Source organism: Marinobacter sp. E2 (assembly GCF_055755345.1).
The window spans coordinates 1,455,369-1,471,722 of sequence record NZ_CM146911.1 but is presented as its reverse complement, the minus strand read 5'-3'; the positions used below and the strand labels follow the sequence as shown (position 1 = coordinate 1,471,722).

At 57.4% G+C, this 16,354-nt stretch carries 10 protein-coding genes, 2 tRNA genes and 2 rRNA genes; 8 read left to right on the top strand and 6 right to left on the bottom strand.

Going from position 1 to position 16,354, the window contains the following annotated elements:
• Window positions 1-51: 51 nt before the first annotated feature.
• Together AC0J1C_RS06630 and smrA are read right to left on the bottom strand one after the other, a co-directional pair.
• The gene (locus AC0J1C_RS06630; protein ID WP_375193857.1) at window positions 52-246 is read right to left on the bottom strand and encodes a hypothetical protein; all 195 of its coding nucleotides are present in this window, start codon (window positions 244-246) and stop codon (window positions 52-54) included.
• A 57-nt stretch (window positions 247-303) separates the two neighbouring features.
• The gene (gene smrA, locus AC0J1C_RS06625; protein ID WP_375193846.1) at window positions 304-903 is read right to left on the bottom strand and encodes a DNA endonuclease SmrA; all 600 of its coding nucleotides are present in this window, start codon (window positions 901-903) and stop codon (window positions 304-306) included.
• Window positions 904-1,053: 150 nt separating this feature from the next.
• On the opposite strand from smrA, the gene AC0J1C_RS06620 reads away from it, so the two are divergent.
• The 8 genes from AC0J1C_RS06620 (at window position 1,054) to AC0J1C_RS06585 (ending at window position 12,430) form a co-directional block, all read left to right on the top strand.
• Window positions 1,054-2,970, top strand: coding sequence for a putative nucleotidyltransferase substrate binding domain-containing protein (locus tag AC0J1C_RS06620; protein ID WP_375193847.1), 1,917 nt, complete (start codon window positions 1,054-1,056; stop codon window positions 2,968-2,970).
• A 17-nt stretch (window positions 2,971-2,987) separates the two neighbouring features.
• Entirely contained in the window at window positions 2,988-3,695 is a 708-nt protein-coding gene (locus AC0J1C_RS06615) for a 3'-5' exonuclease (RefSeq protein ID WP_473046126.1), read from the top strand.
• 212 nt (window positions 3,696-3,907) lie between these two features.
• Window positions 3,908-4,171, top strand: a complete 264-nt coding sequence (locus tag AC0J1C_RS06610; RefSeq protein ID WP_375193849.1) for a DUF4212 domain-containing protein — start codon at window positions 3,908-3,910, stop codon at window positions 4,169-4,171.
• Window positions 4,172-4,177: 6 nt separating this feature from the next.
• Complete coding sequence (locus AC0J1C_RS06605; RefSeq protein WP_375193850.1) at window positions 4,178-5,944, top strand: sodium:solute symporter family protein; 1,767 nt, start codon at window positions 4,178-4,180, stop codon at window positions 5,942-5,944.
• Between the two features lie 97 nt (window positions 5,945-6,041).
• Window positions 6,042-6,548 carry a hypothetical protein gene (locus tag AC0J1C_RS06600; RefSeq protein WP_473046124.1) on the top strand — a complete coding sequence of 169 codons (507 nt, stop codon included), beginning with the start codon at window positions 6,042-6,044 and terminating at the stop codon, window positions 6,546-6,548.
• Between the two features lie 52 nt (window positions 6,549-6,600).
• On the top strand, window positions 6,601-10,119 hold the full coding sequence (locus AC0J1C_RS06595; protein WP_473046122.1) for a hybrid sensor histidine kinase/response regulator: 3,519 nt from the start codon (window positions 6,601-6,603) through the stop codon (window positions 10,117-10,119).
• Window positions 10,116-11,753, top strand: a complete 1,638-nt coding sequence (locus AC0J1C_RS06590) for a tetratricopeptide repeat protein (protein WP_473046121.1) — start codon at window positions 10,116-10,118, stop codon at window positions 11,751-11,753. The genes AC0J1C_RS06595 and AC0J1C_RS06590 overlap by 4 nt, the downstream gene beginning before the upstream one ends.
• Window positions 11,750-12,430: a sensor histidine kinase gene (locus AC0J1C_RS06585; protein WP_473046120.1), complete on the top strand. Its 681-nt coding sequence runs from the start codon at window positions 11,750-11,752 to the stop codon at window positions 12,428-12,430. Before AC0J1C_RS06590 ends, AC0J1C_RS06585 begins: the two co-directional genes overlap by 4 nt.
• A gap of 73 nt (window positions 12,431-12,503) precedes the next feature.
• Here the strand turns inward: AC0J1C_RS06585 and rrf are convergent.
• The 4 genes from rrf to AC0J1C_RS06565 form a co-directional block, all read right to left on the bottom strand.
• Window positions 12,504-12,618: ribosomal RNA gene (gene rrf, locus AC0J1C_RS06580) — 5S ribosomal RNA — on the bottom strand.
• 106 nt (window positions 12,619-12,724) lie between these two features.
• Window positions 12,725-15,618, bottom strand: a 23S ribosomal RNA gene (locus AC0J1C_RS06575).
• Window positions 15,619-15,945: 327 nt separating this feature from the next.
• A tRNA-Ala gene (locus AC0J1C_RS06570) sits at window positions 15,946-16,021 on the bottom strand.
• 222 nt (window positions 16,022-16,243) lie between these two features.
• Window positions 16,244-16,320: transfer RNA gene (locus AC0J1C_RS06565), tRNA-Ile, on the bottom strand.
• Between the last annotated feature and the right edge of the window lie 34 nt (window positions 16,321-16,354).

Sequence of the window (16,354 nt, the reverse complement as noted above, 5' to 3'; positions counted from 1 at the left end):
CCGGCTTTTCGCCCGGTTTTCTTGTAAGCCGCCCCGGGGCGGCAGGTTGCATCACTTGATGACGTCTTCGCCGTCCTTGTTCACCCAGATCTTGCGCTCGCCGGTTTCCATCTTGCCGTTGGAATCCCAGACCTCGCGATCGGTGGTTGCCTGCTCCACCTTGCCGTTGTCATTCCAGATCACACGATCCTTGCAACCGGCCATAGCCAGCAATGCCACTGCGATCAATACAAATCTGTTTCCCACAAAAACCTCCTGGCAGCCGCCGAGCGGCTCTACGTTCAAGAATTGAAATACAAAGCCTTAGCGGCTTCCATGGATTTCCCGATTGCGCTGCTTATCCCGCTCGCCCTTGCGAACCATGACATAAACCGCGCCGGTTCCACCATGGTGTTTCTGGGCCGAATGAAAGGCCAGAACATCGTCAAGCTCGGGCAGCCATTTGGCAAGGTAGCTCTTCAACTGAGCAATTCCGTCGGGATTGCGTTCACCCTTGCCATGAAGAATGATCACCGTGCGCAGGCCGTATCGCAGGCAGTCGCCGATAAAGGCGAATACTTCGCGCCGCGCCTGCTCAACGGTCATGCGATGAAGGTCAAGACGGGCCTCGATGGGATACTGGCCCAGGCGCAGCTTACGAAACACCCCGTGCTGTACGCCAGGGCGCTGCCAGCAAAGCACGTCCTGAGCGGTCAGGGGCTCCACCATGTCGGAGGTGAGCGGGTTATTGTCCCGGATCGGCTTTTCCACCGCCGCACGCTGGCGCTCCAGATGCCCCGGCGTCAGTTCTCTCGGCGTGGTGACCTCGGCCCGGTTGGGCTTGCGGATACGCCGCACATCCTTCATTTCCTCAAGAAAGCTGAGGCGCTCTTCTTTGGTCGTCATGGCGTTACGTTCAATCACCTGTTTCAATCCGGACTTTACCATCCGCCCCCCTGACCATAAAGAAAACTGACCTGGATCAGTCCGAGTGCGACGAAAATCTCAGGGAGCAGAGTGCCGGGCATAAACTACACTTCAAGCGGATCACCCTATTCAGCGAGCGAACACGGCATGGCGGCAGCAATTCAGGAACACGACAATCCCCAGAACATCCGGGCCATCATGACTTTCCTGCGCGAGCACGCGCCCTTCTCCAGCATGGATGACGCTCACCTGGCCCACTTTGCCGAGAATGCGTCCATTCAGTTCTACGCAGACGGAGACGAAGTGCTGTCTCCGGAACAGGGTGTCGTCAAACGGTTCTACGTTGTCAAACAGGGTCGGATCCGTGGTGAGCGCCACAACGATAAGGAGGGCCGGACGGAAACCACCTTCGAGATAAGCCAGGGCGAGTGTTTTCCTCTCGCAGCCATGATCGGTGAGCGCCCAACCCGGACCCTGCACCGGGCGGCGGGCGACACCTTCTGCCTGAGTATCGGACAGGCCGCCTTTGTAACGCTTTTTTCCGAGAGTGAGCCGTTCCGCGACTTCTGCCTGCGGGGTGTCAGCAGTCTGCTGGATCAGGTAAACCGTCGCATCCAGTCCAACGCCATGGCATCCATGGGTTCGAGCACTTCGCTGGACACGCCACTGGAACGTTACGCTCTGCGCAACCCCATTGTGTGCTCGCCGGATCTGCCGGTGCGTAAGGCGGTTGCCCGAATGCACGAAAACAACGTTGGCAGCATCATCATTACCGACGACAGCCGTCACCCGACCGGTATTTTCACGCTCCGGGATTTGCGAACCATGATCGCCGAGGACAAAGGGCCCCTCGACACACCCATCCGACAGGTGATGACGCCGGACCCCTGCTGCCTGCCCTCCCACGCAGATGCCTTTGAGGCGGCCATGCTGATGGCAGAGCACCATTTCGCCCATCTGTGCGTGGTCGATGATGAGCACCGGCTCATCGGTGTGGTGTCTGAACGGGACCTGTTCGCACTGCAGCGTGTGGATCTGGTGAACCTGGCACGCACCATTGGCACGGCCACCCACCTCAATACCCTGATAAGCCTGCGTGCTGATGTGTCCCGACTGGTAGATGCCATGCTCGCGCACGGTGCGGATTCCGGCCAGGTGGTGAAGATCATCACCACGCTGAACGATGTAACGGTACGACGGGTTCTGGAGCTGAATCTGAAAAGAAACGATCCGGGCATTCCCTTCACCTGGCTGACCTTTGGCAGTGAGGGGCGGCAGGAACAGACCCTGCTGACCGACCAGGACAACGGCATCCTGTTCGAAACACCGGAGGGCATGACCGAAGACCAGGTACGGGAAAAGCTTCTGCCCTTTGCGCAGACCGTTAACAAGGAGTTGGCAGACTGCGGCTTCACGCTCTGCAAGGGCAACATCATGGCCAGTAATCCCAAGCTCTGCCTGAGCGGACGCGAGTGGGACGACTGGTTTATCCGTTTTATCGATGCCTCCACGCCCCAGAATCTGGTGTACTCCTCTATCTTCCTCGATATGAGAGCCGTGTTCGGGCCTACCGAACCACTGCAGGCATTGCTGGAAAAGGTTCTGGCCCGCATCCGCAAGAATGCGCTATTCCAGAAGATGCTGGCGGGCAACGCTTTCCAGAGGAAGCCTCCTCTGACCATGTTTCGCAACTTTCGCTACGTGACCGACGGCAAGAAACACTCCCTCGACCTCAAGCGCCAGGGTCTGGCTCCGTTTGTGGAGGCGGTGCGGGTGTTTGCGCTGGCCAACGGGGTGGAAACCGCCAACACCCTGGAGCGCATGGACGAGCTGGCGAAAAAGGGCATCTTCGACCCCAAGGACGCCAATGCCTGGAAAGAGGCGTACAGCCTGATCCAGGCCATTCGGATGCGGGCGCATCAGGAAATGCTGGCACGTGAAGAGGAGTTGACCAACTACATTGATCCGGACGACCTGAACCCGCTTGACCGCCGCATATTGCGGGAGTCCTTCCGCCAGGCCCAGCGGCTTCAGCAGAAGCTGGAAGTTACCTACCAACTCTGACTCCCGGACTCGTCTTTATGCTGGAACAGATCAAACAGTGGCTTGGACAGCGCCGAAGCGGTCGCGTAGGCAACCACGACCCGGGCAACCTGCCCAATCCGAAGACCCCAGGTGACCAGTTGCTCTCGGACTGCCGCCTTATTGTCCTGGACCTTGAAACCACCGGCCTGAATGCCAGCAAGGACGAGGTGATCGCTATCGGGGCCGTTGCCATACGCGGCGGCGTCATTCATCTCGGCGACCAGTTCGACCTGATACTCCGCCGGCCAGAGCTGGATATCAGCCAGACCGTGCTGATTCACGGCATCGGCCCCGAAGCCCTTACCCGGGGTCATGAGACGGAGGACGCACTGCTGTACCTGCTCGAATGGATGAACGGCGACCCGATATTGGCCTACCACTCCGCCTTCGACCAGAAATTCCTGGAAAAGACCTTGCGCAGCCAATTGGGATACGTCGTTCCGCACACCTGGATGGATGTGGCGGATCTCATGCCTGCCTTCTTCCCGGATGCCCGAACCGGTGGCAAAGGGCTCGACAACTGGGCCGACTACTTTGGCCTGGAAGTCGGCGAACGGCATCACGCAGCCTCCGATGCCATGGCGACGGCGGAACTGACCCTGATTGCCCTGAATCGGGCCCGGAAAGACGGAGTCAAAACGCTCAAGGGACTGCAGGAAAAACTGCATTATCGTCGCCGGCTTCAAAACATGCATCGCTTCTGAATCGAATCGGCGACGGCCGCACAATTTTGGGGCAAGGGTGCGGCAAATGACTGAGAATTAGACCTTTTGCCAATATCTATAAATCCCTTGACCAGTAAAGTCGGTAGAGACAACTAGTCGGAGAAGTACTTATATGAATAATAAATTCTCTAACCGAAGTGCCTCACCAAAAACCCACCCAACCTCCACAACAACAACACAGGAGTGATCCTATGTCAGGTCATAGCTACGACGCTGAAGCCTACTGGAAGGCAAACCTACGCCTGATATTCGGGAGCCTGATTGTCTGGGCCCTGGTATCTTATGGCTTTGCGATTCTGCTCCGTCCGATGCTTTCAGGCATCGCGATTGGTGGTACCGATCTGGGCTTCTGGTTCGCCCAGCAAGGTTCCATCCTCACGTTCATCGCTCTGATCTTCCACTACGCGTGGCGCATGAACAAGATCGACGAAAAATTCGGCGTGCACGAGGAGTAAGAACGAATGAGCCAATTTGCCATTAACCTCATCTTCGTAGGGGGCTCTTTCCTCCTCTACATCCTGATTGCCATCTGGGCAAAGGCCGGTAGCACCAGCGACTTCTACGTTGCCGGTGGCGGCGTTCACCCGATCACCAACGGTGCTGCTATCGGTGCGGACTGGATGTCGGCCGCATCGTTCATTTCCATGGCGGGTCTGATTGCCGCCGGTGGTTATGCCAACTCCACCTTCCTCATGGGCTGGACCGGTGGTTACGTTCTGCTGGCGATGCTGCTGGCTCCGTACCTGCGGAAGTTCGGCAAGTTCACGGTGCCCGAGTTCATCGGCGACCGGTTCTACAGCAAGAACGCGCGACTGGTGGCGGTTATCTGCCTGATCGTGGCCTCGGTCACCTACGTAATCGGCCAGATGGCCGGTGCCGGCGTGGCTTTCTCCCGCTTCCTGGAAGTAGACGCCACCATGGGCCTGATCATCGCGGCCGTGGTTGTTTTCGTGTACGCCGTACTCGGTGGCATGAAGGGCATCACCTACACCCAGGTTGCCCAGTACTGCGTTCTGATCATCGCCTACACCATCCCGGCGGTGTTCATTTCCCTGCAACTGACTGGTAACGCCCTGCCCCCGATCGGCCTGTTCTCCACCCACGTGGATTCCGGCATGCCGATTCTGGAAAAGCTGAACCAGGTGATCACCGATCTGGGCTTCAACTCCTACACGGCTGACATCGACAACAAGCTGAACATGGTTCTGTTCACCCTGTCGCTGATGATCGGTACCGCGGGTCTGCCCCACGTTATCATCCGGTTCTTCACCGTGCCGAAGGTTGCTGACGCTCGCTGGTCTGCTGGCTGGGCCCTGGTGTTCATCGCCCTGCTGTACCTGACTGCTCCGGCCGTTGCTTCCATGGCTCGCCTGAACCTCATGACCACCATCTACCCTGACGGCACCGACGCGGCTCCGATCCTCTATGAGGAGCGTCCGAACTGGGTGAAGGAATGGGAAGTCACCGGTCTGATCCAGTACGAGGACAAGAACAACGACGGTCGCATCCAGCACTACAACGACAGCCCTGCCTTTGCTGATGAAGCGCAAGCGCGCGGCTGGGCCGGCAACGAGCTGACCGTTAACCGGGACATCCTGGTACTGGCCAACCCGGAGATCGCCAACCTGCCCGGCTGGGTAGTAGGCCTGATCGCAGCCGGTGGTCTGGCAGCAGCACTGTCGACAGCGGCCGGTCTGTTGCTTGCCATCTCCTCGGCGGTCAGTCACGACCTGATCAAGGGTTCGATCAACCCGAACATCACCGAGAAAGGCGAGCTCATGGCAGCGCGGATTTCGATGGCCGTTGCCATCGTGGTCGCGACCTACCTGGGTGCCAACCCACCCGGCTTTGCGGCCCAGGTGGTGGCCCTGGCCTTCGGTATTGCCGCCGCGTCCCTGTTCCCGGCCCTGATGATGGGTATCTTCTCCAAGCGGGTTAACAACAAGGGCGCGATTGCAGGCATGCTGACCGGTCTGGCCTTCACCCTGGTGTACATCTTCGTGTACAAGGGCTGGCTGTTCATCCCGGGCACCAACAACCTGCCAGACACTCCGGATAACTGGGTGCTGGGCATCTCCCCGCTGTCTATCGGTGCGGTTGGTGCAATCGTCAACTTTGCGGTAGCCTTCATTGTGTCCAACGCAACTGAAGAACCGCCCGTTGAGATTCAGGAACTGGTCGAAAGCGTCCGTTACCCGCGTGGTGCCGGTCAGGCTCAAGACCACTAAGCAACATCTCAACCTGATCCATTCCATGAATTGACAGGTTGATACTGAACGGGCTTCCTCAATGAGGGAGCCCGTTCTTTTTTGAGGAAACGATTTTATGTTCTGGACTTTTATCGCCACGGTATTCTGCGGTCTTGGCGCCGCCGGCATTGCGCTCGGCATCCGCGCGGTTACCCGCCAGAAAGCTCCCAGGTGGATCATTCCGGTGTTTGCCGGCGCTGGCATGCTTGGCTATCTGATCTACACGGAGTACACCTGGTACGATCACAAGAAGACCCTGCTGCCCGAGGAAGCGGTGATTGTAAACACCGAATCAGACGGCATTCTGTGGCGCCCCTGGACCTTCGTCTTCCCGTACGTGACGGCATTTTCCACGGTTGATGTGAACAGCATCACCCGGGACACCGACCGCGAGGAGATTGTCCGTTTTACCCTGTACAAGTTTGAGCAGAAAATGACCGATGCGGTTTCCCACCGCGTGCATCTGATCAACTGCGACAGCCGCGAACTGGTTCCGCTGGGGTCTGACGGCACTCCAAGGGTGGATAACCTGAAAGTGCTTGGCAGCAATGATCCGCTGTTCCAGACCGTCTGCGAGGACTGACCGGGACCTGACTCAACACCGCTGACATCGACCCGAGAAGGGAACGCGCATTATGATTAGTGCCTGGTTGCTGGCCCTTATATCCATCACCTACATCTCCATTCTGTTCGTGATTGCATGGGCCGGCGACAAGCACCCCGGCCTCTATCGGCGGCGCCTGGCGCGAACCCACATCTACGCACTTTCCCTGGCGGTTTACTTTACCTCCTGGACGTTCTACGGCGCCGTTGGTCGCGCCACCCAGGAGGGACTCGCGTTCCTGCCCATCTACCTGGGCCCCCTGCTTGTCTTTGTGTTTGGCGCGCCTTTGCTGCGCCGGATCATCTACATCAGCAAACGCAGCAACAGCACCTCGATTGCCGATTTCATCGCCTCCCGCTACGGCAAGTCCCAGCTTCTGGCGGCCATGATCGCAACCTTCGCTCTGATTGGCAGCGTGCCCTATATCGCGCTTCAGCTGAAAGCCATTGCCATGGGCTTCAATGTTCTGTCCGAGACCGGTGCCGGCTATGACGAGCTGAGCTCCGCTGCCTGGACTGACTCCGCCTGGTACATCACGCTGGCACTGGCGGTATTCACAGTGTTGTTCGGGACCCGACACCTTGAATCCACCGAACACCACCGGGGAATGATCCAGGCGGTGGCGTTCGAATCACTGATCAAGCTGGTGGCCTTTGTTGCGGTCGGCCTGTTCGTGGGTTTTGGCCTGTACGACGGCTTTGGCGACCTGTTCTCACGAGTCAGGGAGGCTGACCTGATCGGAACCCTGACCACCGATGGCATCGAGGCGCCCGCCTTCATTACCCAGACCCTGATCGCCATGTTCGCTATCATCTGTCTGCCGAGGCAGTTCCATGTAATGGTGGTGGAAAACACGGACCACCGGGACTTCGAGATTGCTCGATGGGCGATGCCCATCTATCTCATAGTCGCCAGCGCCTTCGTGCTGCCCATTGCGGCGGCGGGTCTTCTGATGCCCGAGTCCGGGTCAGGCAACCCCGACATCCTGATTCTCCAATTGCCCATCCTGGCGGGTGAGGAATGGCTGGCCATCCTGGCCTTCCTGGGTGGCGGTTCAGCGGCGGCTGCCATGGTTATTGTGTGTTCCGTCGCCATCGCCACCATGGTGAGCAATGAGATCATCATGCCAGCGCTGCTGAAGTTCTTCCGCCCGGGAATGAACCGGCGTGCCGACCTCAGCTCTCTGCTCCTGAGCATTCGCCGAGTCGCCATCTTTGTGGTTCTGCTCACCGCTTACGGCTTCTACCGGATGGCAGGTGAGGACTACAGCCTGACCGCCTTCGGCCTGCTGTCCTTTGCGGCCGCGGCCCAGTTTGGTCCGGCCCTCGTGGGCGGCATCATCTGGCGTCGTGGCAACTACGTGGGCGCCGTCTGGGGCCTCGGGCTCGGTTTCCTGATGTGGTGTTACACGCTGCTGCTGCCCGCGCTGGTAACCACCGGCTGGGTATCAAACACCTTGATTGAAGAAGGGTTGTGGGGGCTCAATTGGACCCGTCCTACGGCCCTCTTCGGCTCGGACCTGGATCAGATCAGCCATGGCATCATCTGGAGCCTGGGCATCAACACCGTGGTTTACATACTGCTGTCGCTGGTCACCCGTCAGCGCGTGCGCGAGAAGATCCAGATCGCCTCCTTCTTCCACGACCCCCAACCTCGCGCCGAAACCGCCCAGCACCAGAGCTGGCAGGGCGAGATCCTGACCTCAGACCTGCAGGCGCTGACCGACCGCTTCATGGGCGATGAGCGCTCGGAGACCATCTTCCGGAACTACGAGCGCCGTAACGCTATTCGCCTTCACCCGCACAGGCCGGCATCCGCCCACCTGATGAAATACATTGAACGGCAGTTGGCGTCGGTTATCGGTGCGTCTACGGCCCGGGTGGTATTGGAATCAACCCTGACCGGCCGCGACATGCAGATTGAAGATGTGGTCAGTATCGTCGATGAGGCCTCACAGGCCATGACGTTCAGTCGGGAGCTGCTGCAGTCTGCCATCGAGAACATCAGTCTGGGCGTGTCGGTGGTCAATCACCAGCAGCAACTGGTGGTCTGGAACCACCGGTATCTGGAACTCTTCACCTATCCCAAGGGGTTTGTCAGGGTCGGCCGACCGGTCGAGGACCTGATGCGCTACAACCTGACCAACGCCAATCTCTCGGCCCGGCGGATCGATGAAATTGTCGCAGACCGATGCGGCAGTATGCGCGAAGGCCGTCCGATGTCTTATGAACGACAGCGACCAGACGGCACCGTACTCCGGGTAGATGGCAGCCCCATTCCCGGCGGGGGTTACGTGACCACCTTCCAGGATATCACTGCCATGCGCCGCACCGAGCAGGCCCTGAAGGAAACCAATATCTACCTTGAGCAGCGCGTGAAGGAGCGGACCCAGGAACTGCAGGTCATTAACGAACAGATGCTGAAAGCCAAGTCTGTGGCAGAACAGGCAAACCAGAGCAAGACACGCTTTCTGGCTTCGGCGAGTCACGACCTCCTGCAGCCGCTCAATGCCGCCCGGCTGTTTACCTCAGCCCTTGCCGGCAAAGCAGACGATGGCGAGATGAAAGACCTGGTGGACCACATCGACAGCTCTCTGGGAGCCGCCGAGGAAATCATCAGCACACTGCTGGATATCTCCAAACTGGACGCCGGCGCCCTGGAGCCTGACATCGGGGTATTCCCCGTGAACGATATCATGCGCCACCTGGCCACCGACTTCTCCGCCATCGCCAAGGATCAGAATCTGGACCTCCACGTGGTACCCAGCAGTGTCTGGATTCGGTCCGACGCCAAACTGCTTCGTCGTGTTGTGCAAAACTTCCTTTCCAACGCCATCCGGTACACGCCGGAGGGCAAAATCCTTCTGGGCTGCCGACGTCTGAAGGGCTATATCCGCATCGAGGTTTGGGACACCGGTCCGGGTATTCCGGAAGACCAGCTCACGCACATTTTCGAGGAGTTCCGGCGATTCCAGCACGGCAGGGATAAGAAAGGACTCGGGCTGGGCCTTGCAATTGTTGACCGGATCAGCGGCATGCTCAACCACCCGGTCACCGTGCACTCGGTACAGGGGCGAGGAAGCGTTTTCGGGATTACCGTGCCGGTAGCACCGCCCGAGCAGACCGTGCCGTCGGAAGCCCGGCCCGCAAGCAGTTCACGGCGCGTGTCGAACCTGGGCGGGCTGCATTTCCTGTGTATTGATAACGACCCGACCATCCTGCAGGGAATGGTGGCCCTGCTGAGCAATTGGAAATGCGATGTTACCGCCGCCGAGAGCCTCGAAGACGCCCTGGAGAAACTGGACGGGCAACAGCCAGACATTATACTTGCCGACTATCAGCTTGATGATAACAAGAATGGTCTCGACGCCATGGACAGCATCAGGGAAAATCTGGGCAAAGAAATACCTGGTATCCTGGTTACTGGTTATATGGCGCCCGAAGTCCGGGAGGACGCCATCAATCGCGGCTATCAGGTCCTCTACAAACCCGTTAAACCGGCCGCACTGCGGGCGCTGGTTAACAAACAGCTCAAGCAGAAACGCCCATGACCGATTCCAGCAGTGATTTTAACCCGTTCGGGAAGCTGACCTACCTGGTTATAGACGATTTCGAGAATTTCCGTCTGTCCATGCGTCAGATGCTCCGGAGTTGCGGTGCCGACAAGATCGAACTGGTATCAAACGCCAATCAGGCGATCCAGTACTGCACTTACAACCACGTTGACGTCGTACTGTGTGACTTCAATCTGGGAGAAGGACGAAACGGGCAGCATATCCTGGAGGAACTGCGCCACAAGAAACTGCTCAAGCGCTCGTCGCTGTTTCTGATGGTGACCGCGGAAACCTCCAAGGAAATGGTAATGGGGGCGCGGGAATACCAACCGGACGCCTATCTCACCAAACCCATCAATCGAGCCGTACTGGAGAAGCGCCTGGGAAGCCTGATCAGCCAACGAAACGCGCTTATGCCGATCAACCGGGAAATCGATCGGGAAAACTACCCGGAAGCCATTTCACTGTGCCTCCAGGCCTTGCCCCGACAGCCACGCTACAAGACCTGGCTGATGAAAACCCTCGGCGATCTCTACTTCCGCCTCGGTGATCTCTCCCACGCGCTCAAGATCTACGACGACGTGCTATCTCAGCGCGAGCTTTCCTGGGCCCAGCTGGGGCGCTGCAAGGTGCTGCTCGCCAACCGCAGCTTCGATGAAGCAGTACAGAACCTCAAGGAGCTTATCGCCAAGCATCCCGACTACATGGAGGCCTATGACCTCCTGGCCGAGGGTCTGGAACGCCAGGGACGACCTACCCAGGCACAGCAAATCCTCGAGAAGGCCGCTGAACACTCGCCCAACGCCCTCCTCCGCCAGAAGCACCTGGCCGAGCTGGCAGGCTCAAACCAGGATATGGATACTGCCTCGGAGGCCTGGAGACGCACCGTGGAACTGGGCACCTACTCCATCCATGACAACTCTGAGCATTATCTTGCACTCGGAAAGACCCTCTCGGATCTCAGCGAAGGCGATCAGGACGAGGAAGGGACCGCAAGGGCACGGGAAGCCCTCGCGGTGCTCAAGAAAATGGAAAAGCGTTTTCCGGAGGAAGAAGGAATCGGCCTTCGGAGCAAGATTGTCCAGTGCCGTGTCTACGCCGGTCAGGGCCACACGCGGCAGGCCAACGAAATGCTGCAGGCCATACGATCGGAAGCGGGTGACCCGTCTGCCATGGGCGCCCAAACGGGTCTGGATTTTGCCAAAACCCTGTTCCGCATGGGCCAGGACAGCGAAGCCAAGGCGCTACTTGCCAACATGTCGGACCGGTTCAGTGACGACCCGGATATCCTTCAGAAGATCGAAAGCCTGCTCGACGAACCCGTCGGCTTCCGCCAGAAGATCAAGGCACGGTCGCTCAACCGTGACGGCATAAAGGCCTTCGAGGAAGGCAAGCTCCAGGAAGCTGCCGACACTTTTGCCCGGGCGCTGGAAATTGTGCCAGACCATGCGGCACTCAACCTGAACCTGGTTCAGGTGCTTCTCAAGGAACACGGCAAGAATCCGGCGGACACAGGCTTGCTACGCCGGTGTCAGACCTGTCTGGACCGTCTCTCCGACCTGCCTCCCCAGCACAGGCAGCACAAACGCTACGTCGCCTTACAACGCAAACTCAAAGGGCTTTCAGAATGAACAACCAGAACATCGACTTTTCCATGGTGCTCGCATCGGCCGTGCACGACATGAAAAATTCTCTGGGCATGCTGCTGAATTCCCTGGATGAGTTGCGGACGGAACACGAACAGACCCTCGGTGAATCCTCTCGTTTCAACACCCTGCAGTACGAAGCCGAGCGCATGCACAATGACCTGGTGCAGTTACTTGGCATCTATCGTCTCGGCGAAAACAACCTTTCCGCGCACATCGAAGAACACTTTGTTCCGGACTTTCTCTCGGAACACATGGCACGCCACACGCCCCTCCTGGAAGGCCTTGGCATCAATTACTCAATAGACGCAGACCAGATCAACGGCTTCTTCGATGCGGATCTGCTGACCGGCGTGCTCAACAACACCATCAACAATGCCATTCGATACACCAAGAGCAGAATCCGGCTGACGGCGAGCCAACGGGACGGGTATCTCGTGATCGGAGTTGAGGACGATGGCCGGGGTTACCCTGACAGCATGCAGCATACTGGCACTCTGAGCTTCAAGGCACTGGACTTCAACAGCGGCAGCACCAGCCTTGGACTGTTCTTTGCGTCTTCGGTAGCAAGTCTTCACAGTGAGGGCGGGCGCCAGGGATCGATCAAGCTTCACAACGGCGGGAGCTTTGGTGGCGGAGTGTTCGAAATCTGGCTGCCTTAAGCACACCAGAGAGATTTTATCCGGCCAATAAAAAACCCCAGCATCGGGGATGCTGGGGTTTTAGGCATTAGGAGCCTGACGATGACCTACTCTCACATGGGCAACGCCACACTACCATCGGCGCTGGTCTGTTTCACTTCTGAGTTCGGGATGGGATCAGGTGGTTCCAGACCGCTATGGTCGTCAGGCAAAACGGTTGATCACTGGGGGGACGGGATAGAGTGTGATAGTGATTTCGTTTGAGCGAGGCATTTGCGTCGCTGTTGCGTTATCCGCAATTGTCTTGGGTGTTATATAGTCAAGCCGCACGAGCAATTAGTACCGGTTAGCTCAACGCCTCGCAGCGCTTACACACCCGGCCTATCAACGTCCTGGTCTTGAACGGCTCTTCAGGGGCCTCGAGGGCCCGGGGAGATCTCATCTTGGAAGGGGCTTCCCGCTTAGATGCTTTCAGCGGTTATCCTGTCCGAACATAGCTACCGGGCAATGCCACTGGCGTGACAACCCGAACACCAGAGGTTCGTCCACTCCGGTCCTCTCGTACTAGGAGCAGCTTTCCTCAAATCTCCAACGTCCACGGCAGATAGGGACCGAACTGTCTCACGACGTTCTAAACCCAGCTCGCGTACCACTTTAAATGGCGAACAGCCATACCCTTGGGACCGGCTTCAGCCCCAGGATGTGATGAGCCGACATCGAGGTGCCAAACACCGCCGTCGATGTGAACTCTTGGGCGGTATCAGCCTGTTATCCCCGGAGTACCTTTTATCCGTTGAGCGATGGCCCTTCCATACAGAACCACCGGATCACTATGACCTACTTTCGTACCTGCTCGACGTGTCTGTCTCGCAGTCAAGCGGGCTTGTGCCATTACACTAACCGCACGATGTCCGACCGTGCTTAGCCCACCTTTGTGCTCCTCCGTTACGCTTTGGGAGGAGACCGCCCCAGTCAAACTACCCACCACACAGTGTCCTTATCCCCGATCAGGGGACGAAGTTAGAACCTCAAACATGTCAGGCTGGTATTTCAAGGTTGGCTCCACGAGAACTGGCGTTCCCGCTTCAAAGCCTCCCAGCTATCCTACACAAACATGCTCAAAGTTCACTGTGAAGCTATAGTAAAGGTTCACGGGGTCTTTCCGTCTAGCCGCGGATACACCGCATCTTCACGGCGATTTCAATTTCACTGAGTCTCGGGTAGAGACAGCGCCCCCATCGTTACGCCATTCGTGCAGGTCGGAACTTACCCGACAAGGAATTTCGCTACCTTAGGACCGTTATAGTTACGGCCGCCGTTTACCGGGGCTTCGATCAAGAGCTTCGCACGAGTGCTAACCCCATCAATTAACCTTCCGGCACCGGGCAGGCGTCACACCGTATACGTCCACTTTCGTGTTTGCACAGTGCTGTGTTTTTAATAAACAGTCGCAGGGGCCTGGTATCTTCGACTGGCTTCTGCTCAACCCGCGAAGGGCGTCACATACAACCAGCGTGCCTTCTCCCGAAGTTACGGCACCATTTTGCCTAGTTCCTTTACCCGAGTTCTCTCAAGCGCCTTGGTATTCTCTACCTGACCACCTGTGTCGGTTTGGGGTACGGTCTCGAATAGCCTGAAGCTTAGAAGATTTTCCTGGAAGCAGGGCATCAATGACTTCCCGCCCAATGGGCAGTCGTCGTCGCGTCTCGGGATTGTGGACCCGGATTTGCCTAAGTCCACTCCCTACATGCTTAAACCGGGACAACCGTCGCCCGGCTCACCTAGCCTTCTCCGTCTCTCCATCGCAGCTATCCAAGGTACGGGAATATTAACCCGTTTCCCATCGACTACACCTTTCGGTCTCGCCTTAGGGGCCGACTCACCCTGCGCCGATTAGCGTTGCGCAGGAACCCTTGGTCTTCCGGCGTGCGGGTTTTTCACCCGCATTGTCGTTACTCATGTCAGCATTCGCACTTCTGATACCTCCAGCATGCTTTACAACACACCTTCGCAGGCTTACAGAACGCTCCCCTACCCCGCACACGTAAGTGTGCAGCCGCAGCTTCGGTGACCAGTTTGAGCCCCGTTACATCTTCCGCGCAGGCCGACTCGACTAGTGAGCTATTACGCTTTCTTTAAAGGGTGGCTGCTTCTAAGCCAACCTCCTAGCTGTCTGAGCCTTCCCACATCGTTTCCCACTTAACTGGTACTTGGGGACCTTAGCTGGCGGTCTGGGTTGTTTCCCTCTTCACGACGGACGTTAGCACCCGCCGTGTGTCTCCCGGATAGTACTCACAGGTATTCGGAGTTTGCATCGGGTTGGTAAGTCGGGATGACCCCCTAGCCGAAACAGTGCTCTACCCCCTGTGGTATTCGTCCGAGGCGCTACCTAAATAGCTTTCGGGGAGAACCAGCTATCTCCGGGCTTGATTAGCCTTTCACTCCGATCCACAAGTCATCCCCTGGCTTTTCAACGACAGTGGGTTCGGTCCTCCAGTGCCTGTTACGGCACCTTCAACCTGCTCATGGATAGATCGCCCGGTTTCGGGTCTATGCCCAGCGACTAATTCGCCCTATTCAGACTCGGTTTCCCTACGGCTCCCCTAAACGGTTAACCTCGCCACTGAACATAAGTCGCTGACCCATTATACAAAAGGTACGCCGTCACAGAACAAGTCTGCTCCGACTGCTTGTACGCATACGGTTTCAGGGTCTATTTCACTCCCCTCACAGGGGTTCTTTTCGCCTTTCCCTCACGGTACTGGTTCACTATCGGTCAGTCAGGAGTATTTAGCCTTGGAGGATGGTCCCCCCATGTTCAGACAGGATACCACGTGTCCCGTCCTACTCGATTTCACTGAACTCAGGTTTCGGATACGGGGCTATCACCCACTATGGCGGCACTTTCCAGAGCCTTCTCCTACCAGTTGTTCAGCTTAAGGGCTGGTCCCCGTTCGCTCGCCGCTACTGAGGGAATCTCGGTTGATTTCTTTTCCTCGGGGTACTTAGATGTTTCAGTTCCCCCGGTTCGCCTCTTACACCTATGTATTCAGTGCAAGATACCGACCCGAAAGTCGGTGGGTTTCCCCATTCAGAGATGTCCGGATCACAGCTCGTTTGCCAGCTCCCCGAACCTTATCGCAGGCTTCCACGTCTTTCATCGCCTCTGACTGCCAAGGCATCCACCGTATGCGCTTAGTTGCTTGACTATATAACCCCAAGACAACTGATCACGAACTCACACTCATCACCAGGCAAGCCTGATTCCGAGGTACATTCGAGACAGTCGACTGAAGTCATACAACAACCACTTCAACGACAACACCGGATAACGCTTGAAATCGCTATCACTTTGAACATCTTCTCTCGGAGATAATGAGAGAAGAATGTTCGTTCTATCTCGTCCAATTTGTTAAAGAGCAAATCTGACCCAGTGATCAGAAAGAAGGGCTTCGAACGTCATCACGTTGAAACACTTGTTTCTGCACACTGCTAACCGCAGTTAGTCAGTTTAAAGCATCGATCGTTCAGGCGTTTGGTGGAGCTGAGCGGGATCGAACCGCTGACCTCCTGCGTGCAAGGCAGGCGCTCTCCCAACTGAGCTACAGCCCCAGAACTTGTCCAGCTTCCGTTACCCGTCGTTGCAGCATTCGTTCGCTTCGGTCATGACCCATCGAGGGTCACTCCCTTACTCACTCAAGCTGCGCCTAGGTTAACGAAACCTGTCCTGCGCTCTGCTATCGTCGGAAGACCAGGGTTTTACTGATCTAGGCGTCAAAGTGCGCCGCATAGCCTGCTATGCAAGTGCTTTGACAACGACGAGCAGTGAAATCCTGGTGGGTCTGGGTGGACTTGAACCACCGACCTCACCCTTATCAGGGGTGCGCTCTAACCACCTGAGCTACAGACCCAAAAACACGGGCCTGCAACGACCCTTTGCTCTCT

Excerpts from the sequence above, each read along its gene's own strand:
- AC0J1C_RS06620 (WP_375193847.1), top strand. The coding sequence starts at position 1,054 with ATGGCGGCAGCAATTCAGGAACACGACAATCCCCAGAACATCCGGGCC.
- AC0J1C_RS06615 (WP_473046126.1), top strand. The coding sequence starts at position 2,988 with ATGCTGGAACAGATCAAACAGTGGCTTGGACAGCGCCGAAGCGGTCGC.
- AC0J1C_RS06610 (WP_375193849.1), top strand. The coding sequence starts at position 3,908 with ATGTCAGGTCATAGCTACGACGCTGAAGCCTACTGGAAGGCAAACCTA.
- AC0J1C_RS06605 (WP_375193850.1), top strand. The coding sequence starts at position 4,178 with ATGAGCCAATTTGCCATTAACCTCATCTTCGTAGGGGGCTCTTTCCTC.
- AC0J1C_RS06600 (WP_473046124.1), top strand. The coding sequence starts at position 6,042 with ATGTTCTGGACTTTTATCGCCACGGTATTCTGCGGTCTTGGCGCCGCC.
- AC0J1C_RS06595 (WP_473046122.1), top strand. The coding sequence starts at position 6,601 with ATGATTAGTGCCTGGTTGCTGGCCCTTATATCCATCACCTACATCTCC.
- AC0J1C_RS06590 (WP_473046121.1), top strand. The coding sequence starts at position 10,116 with ATGACCGATTCCAGCAGTGATTTTAACCCGTTCGGGAAGCTGACCTAC.
- AC0J1C_RS06585 (WP_473046120.1), top strand. The coding sequence starts at position 11,750 with ATGAACAACCAGAACATCGACTTTTCCATGGTGCTCGCATCGGCCGTG.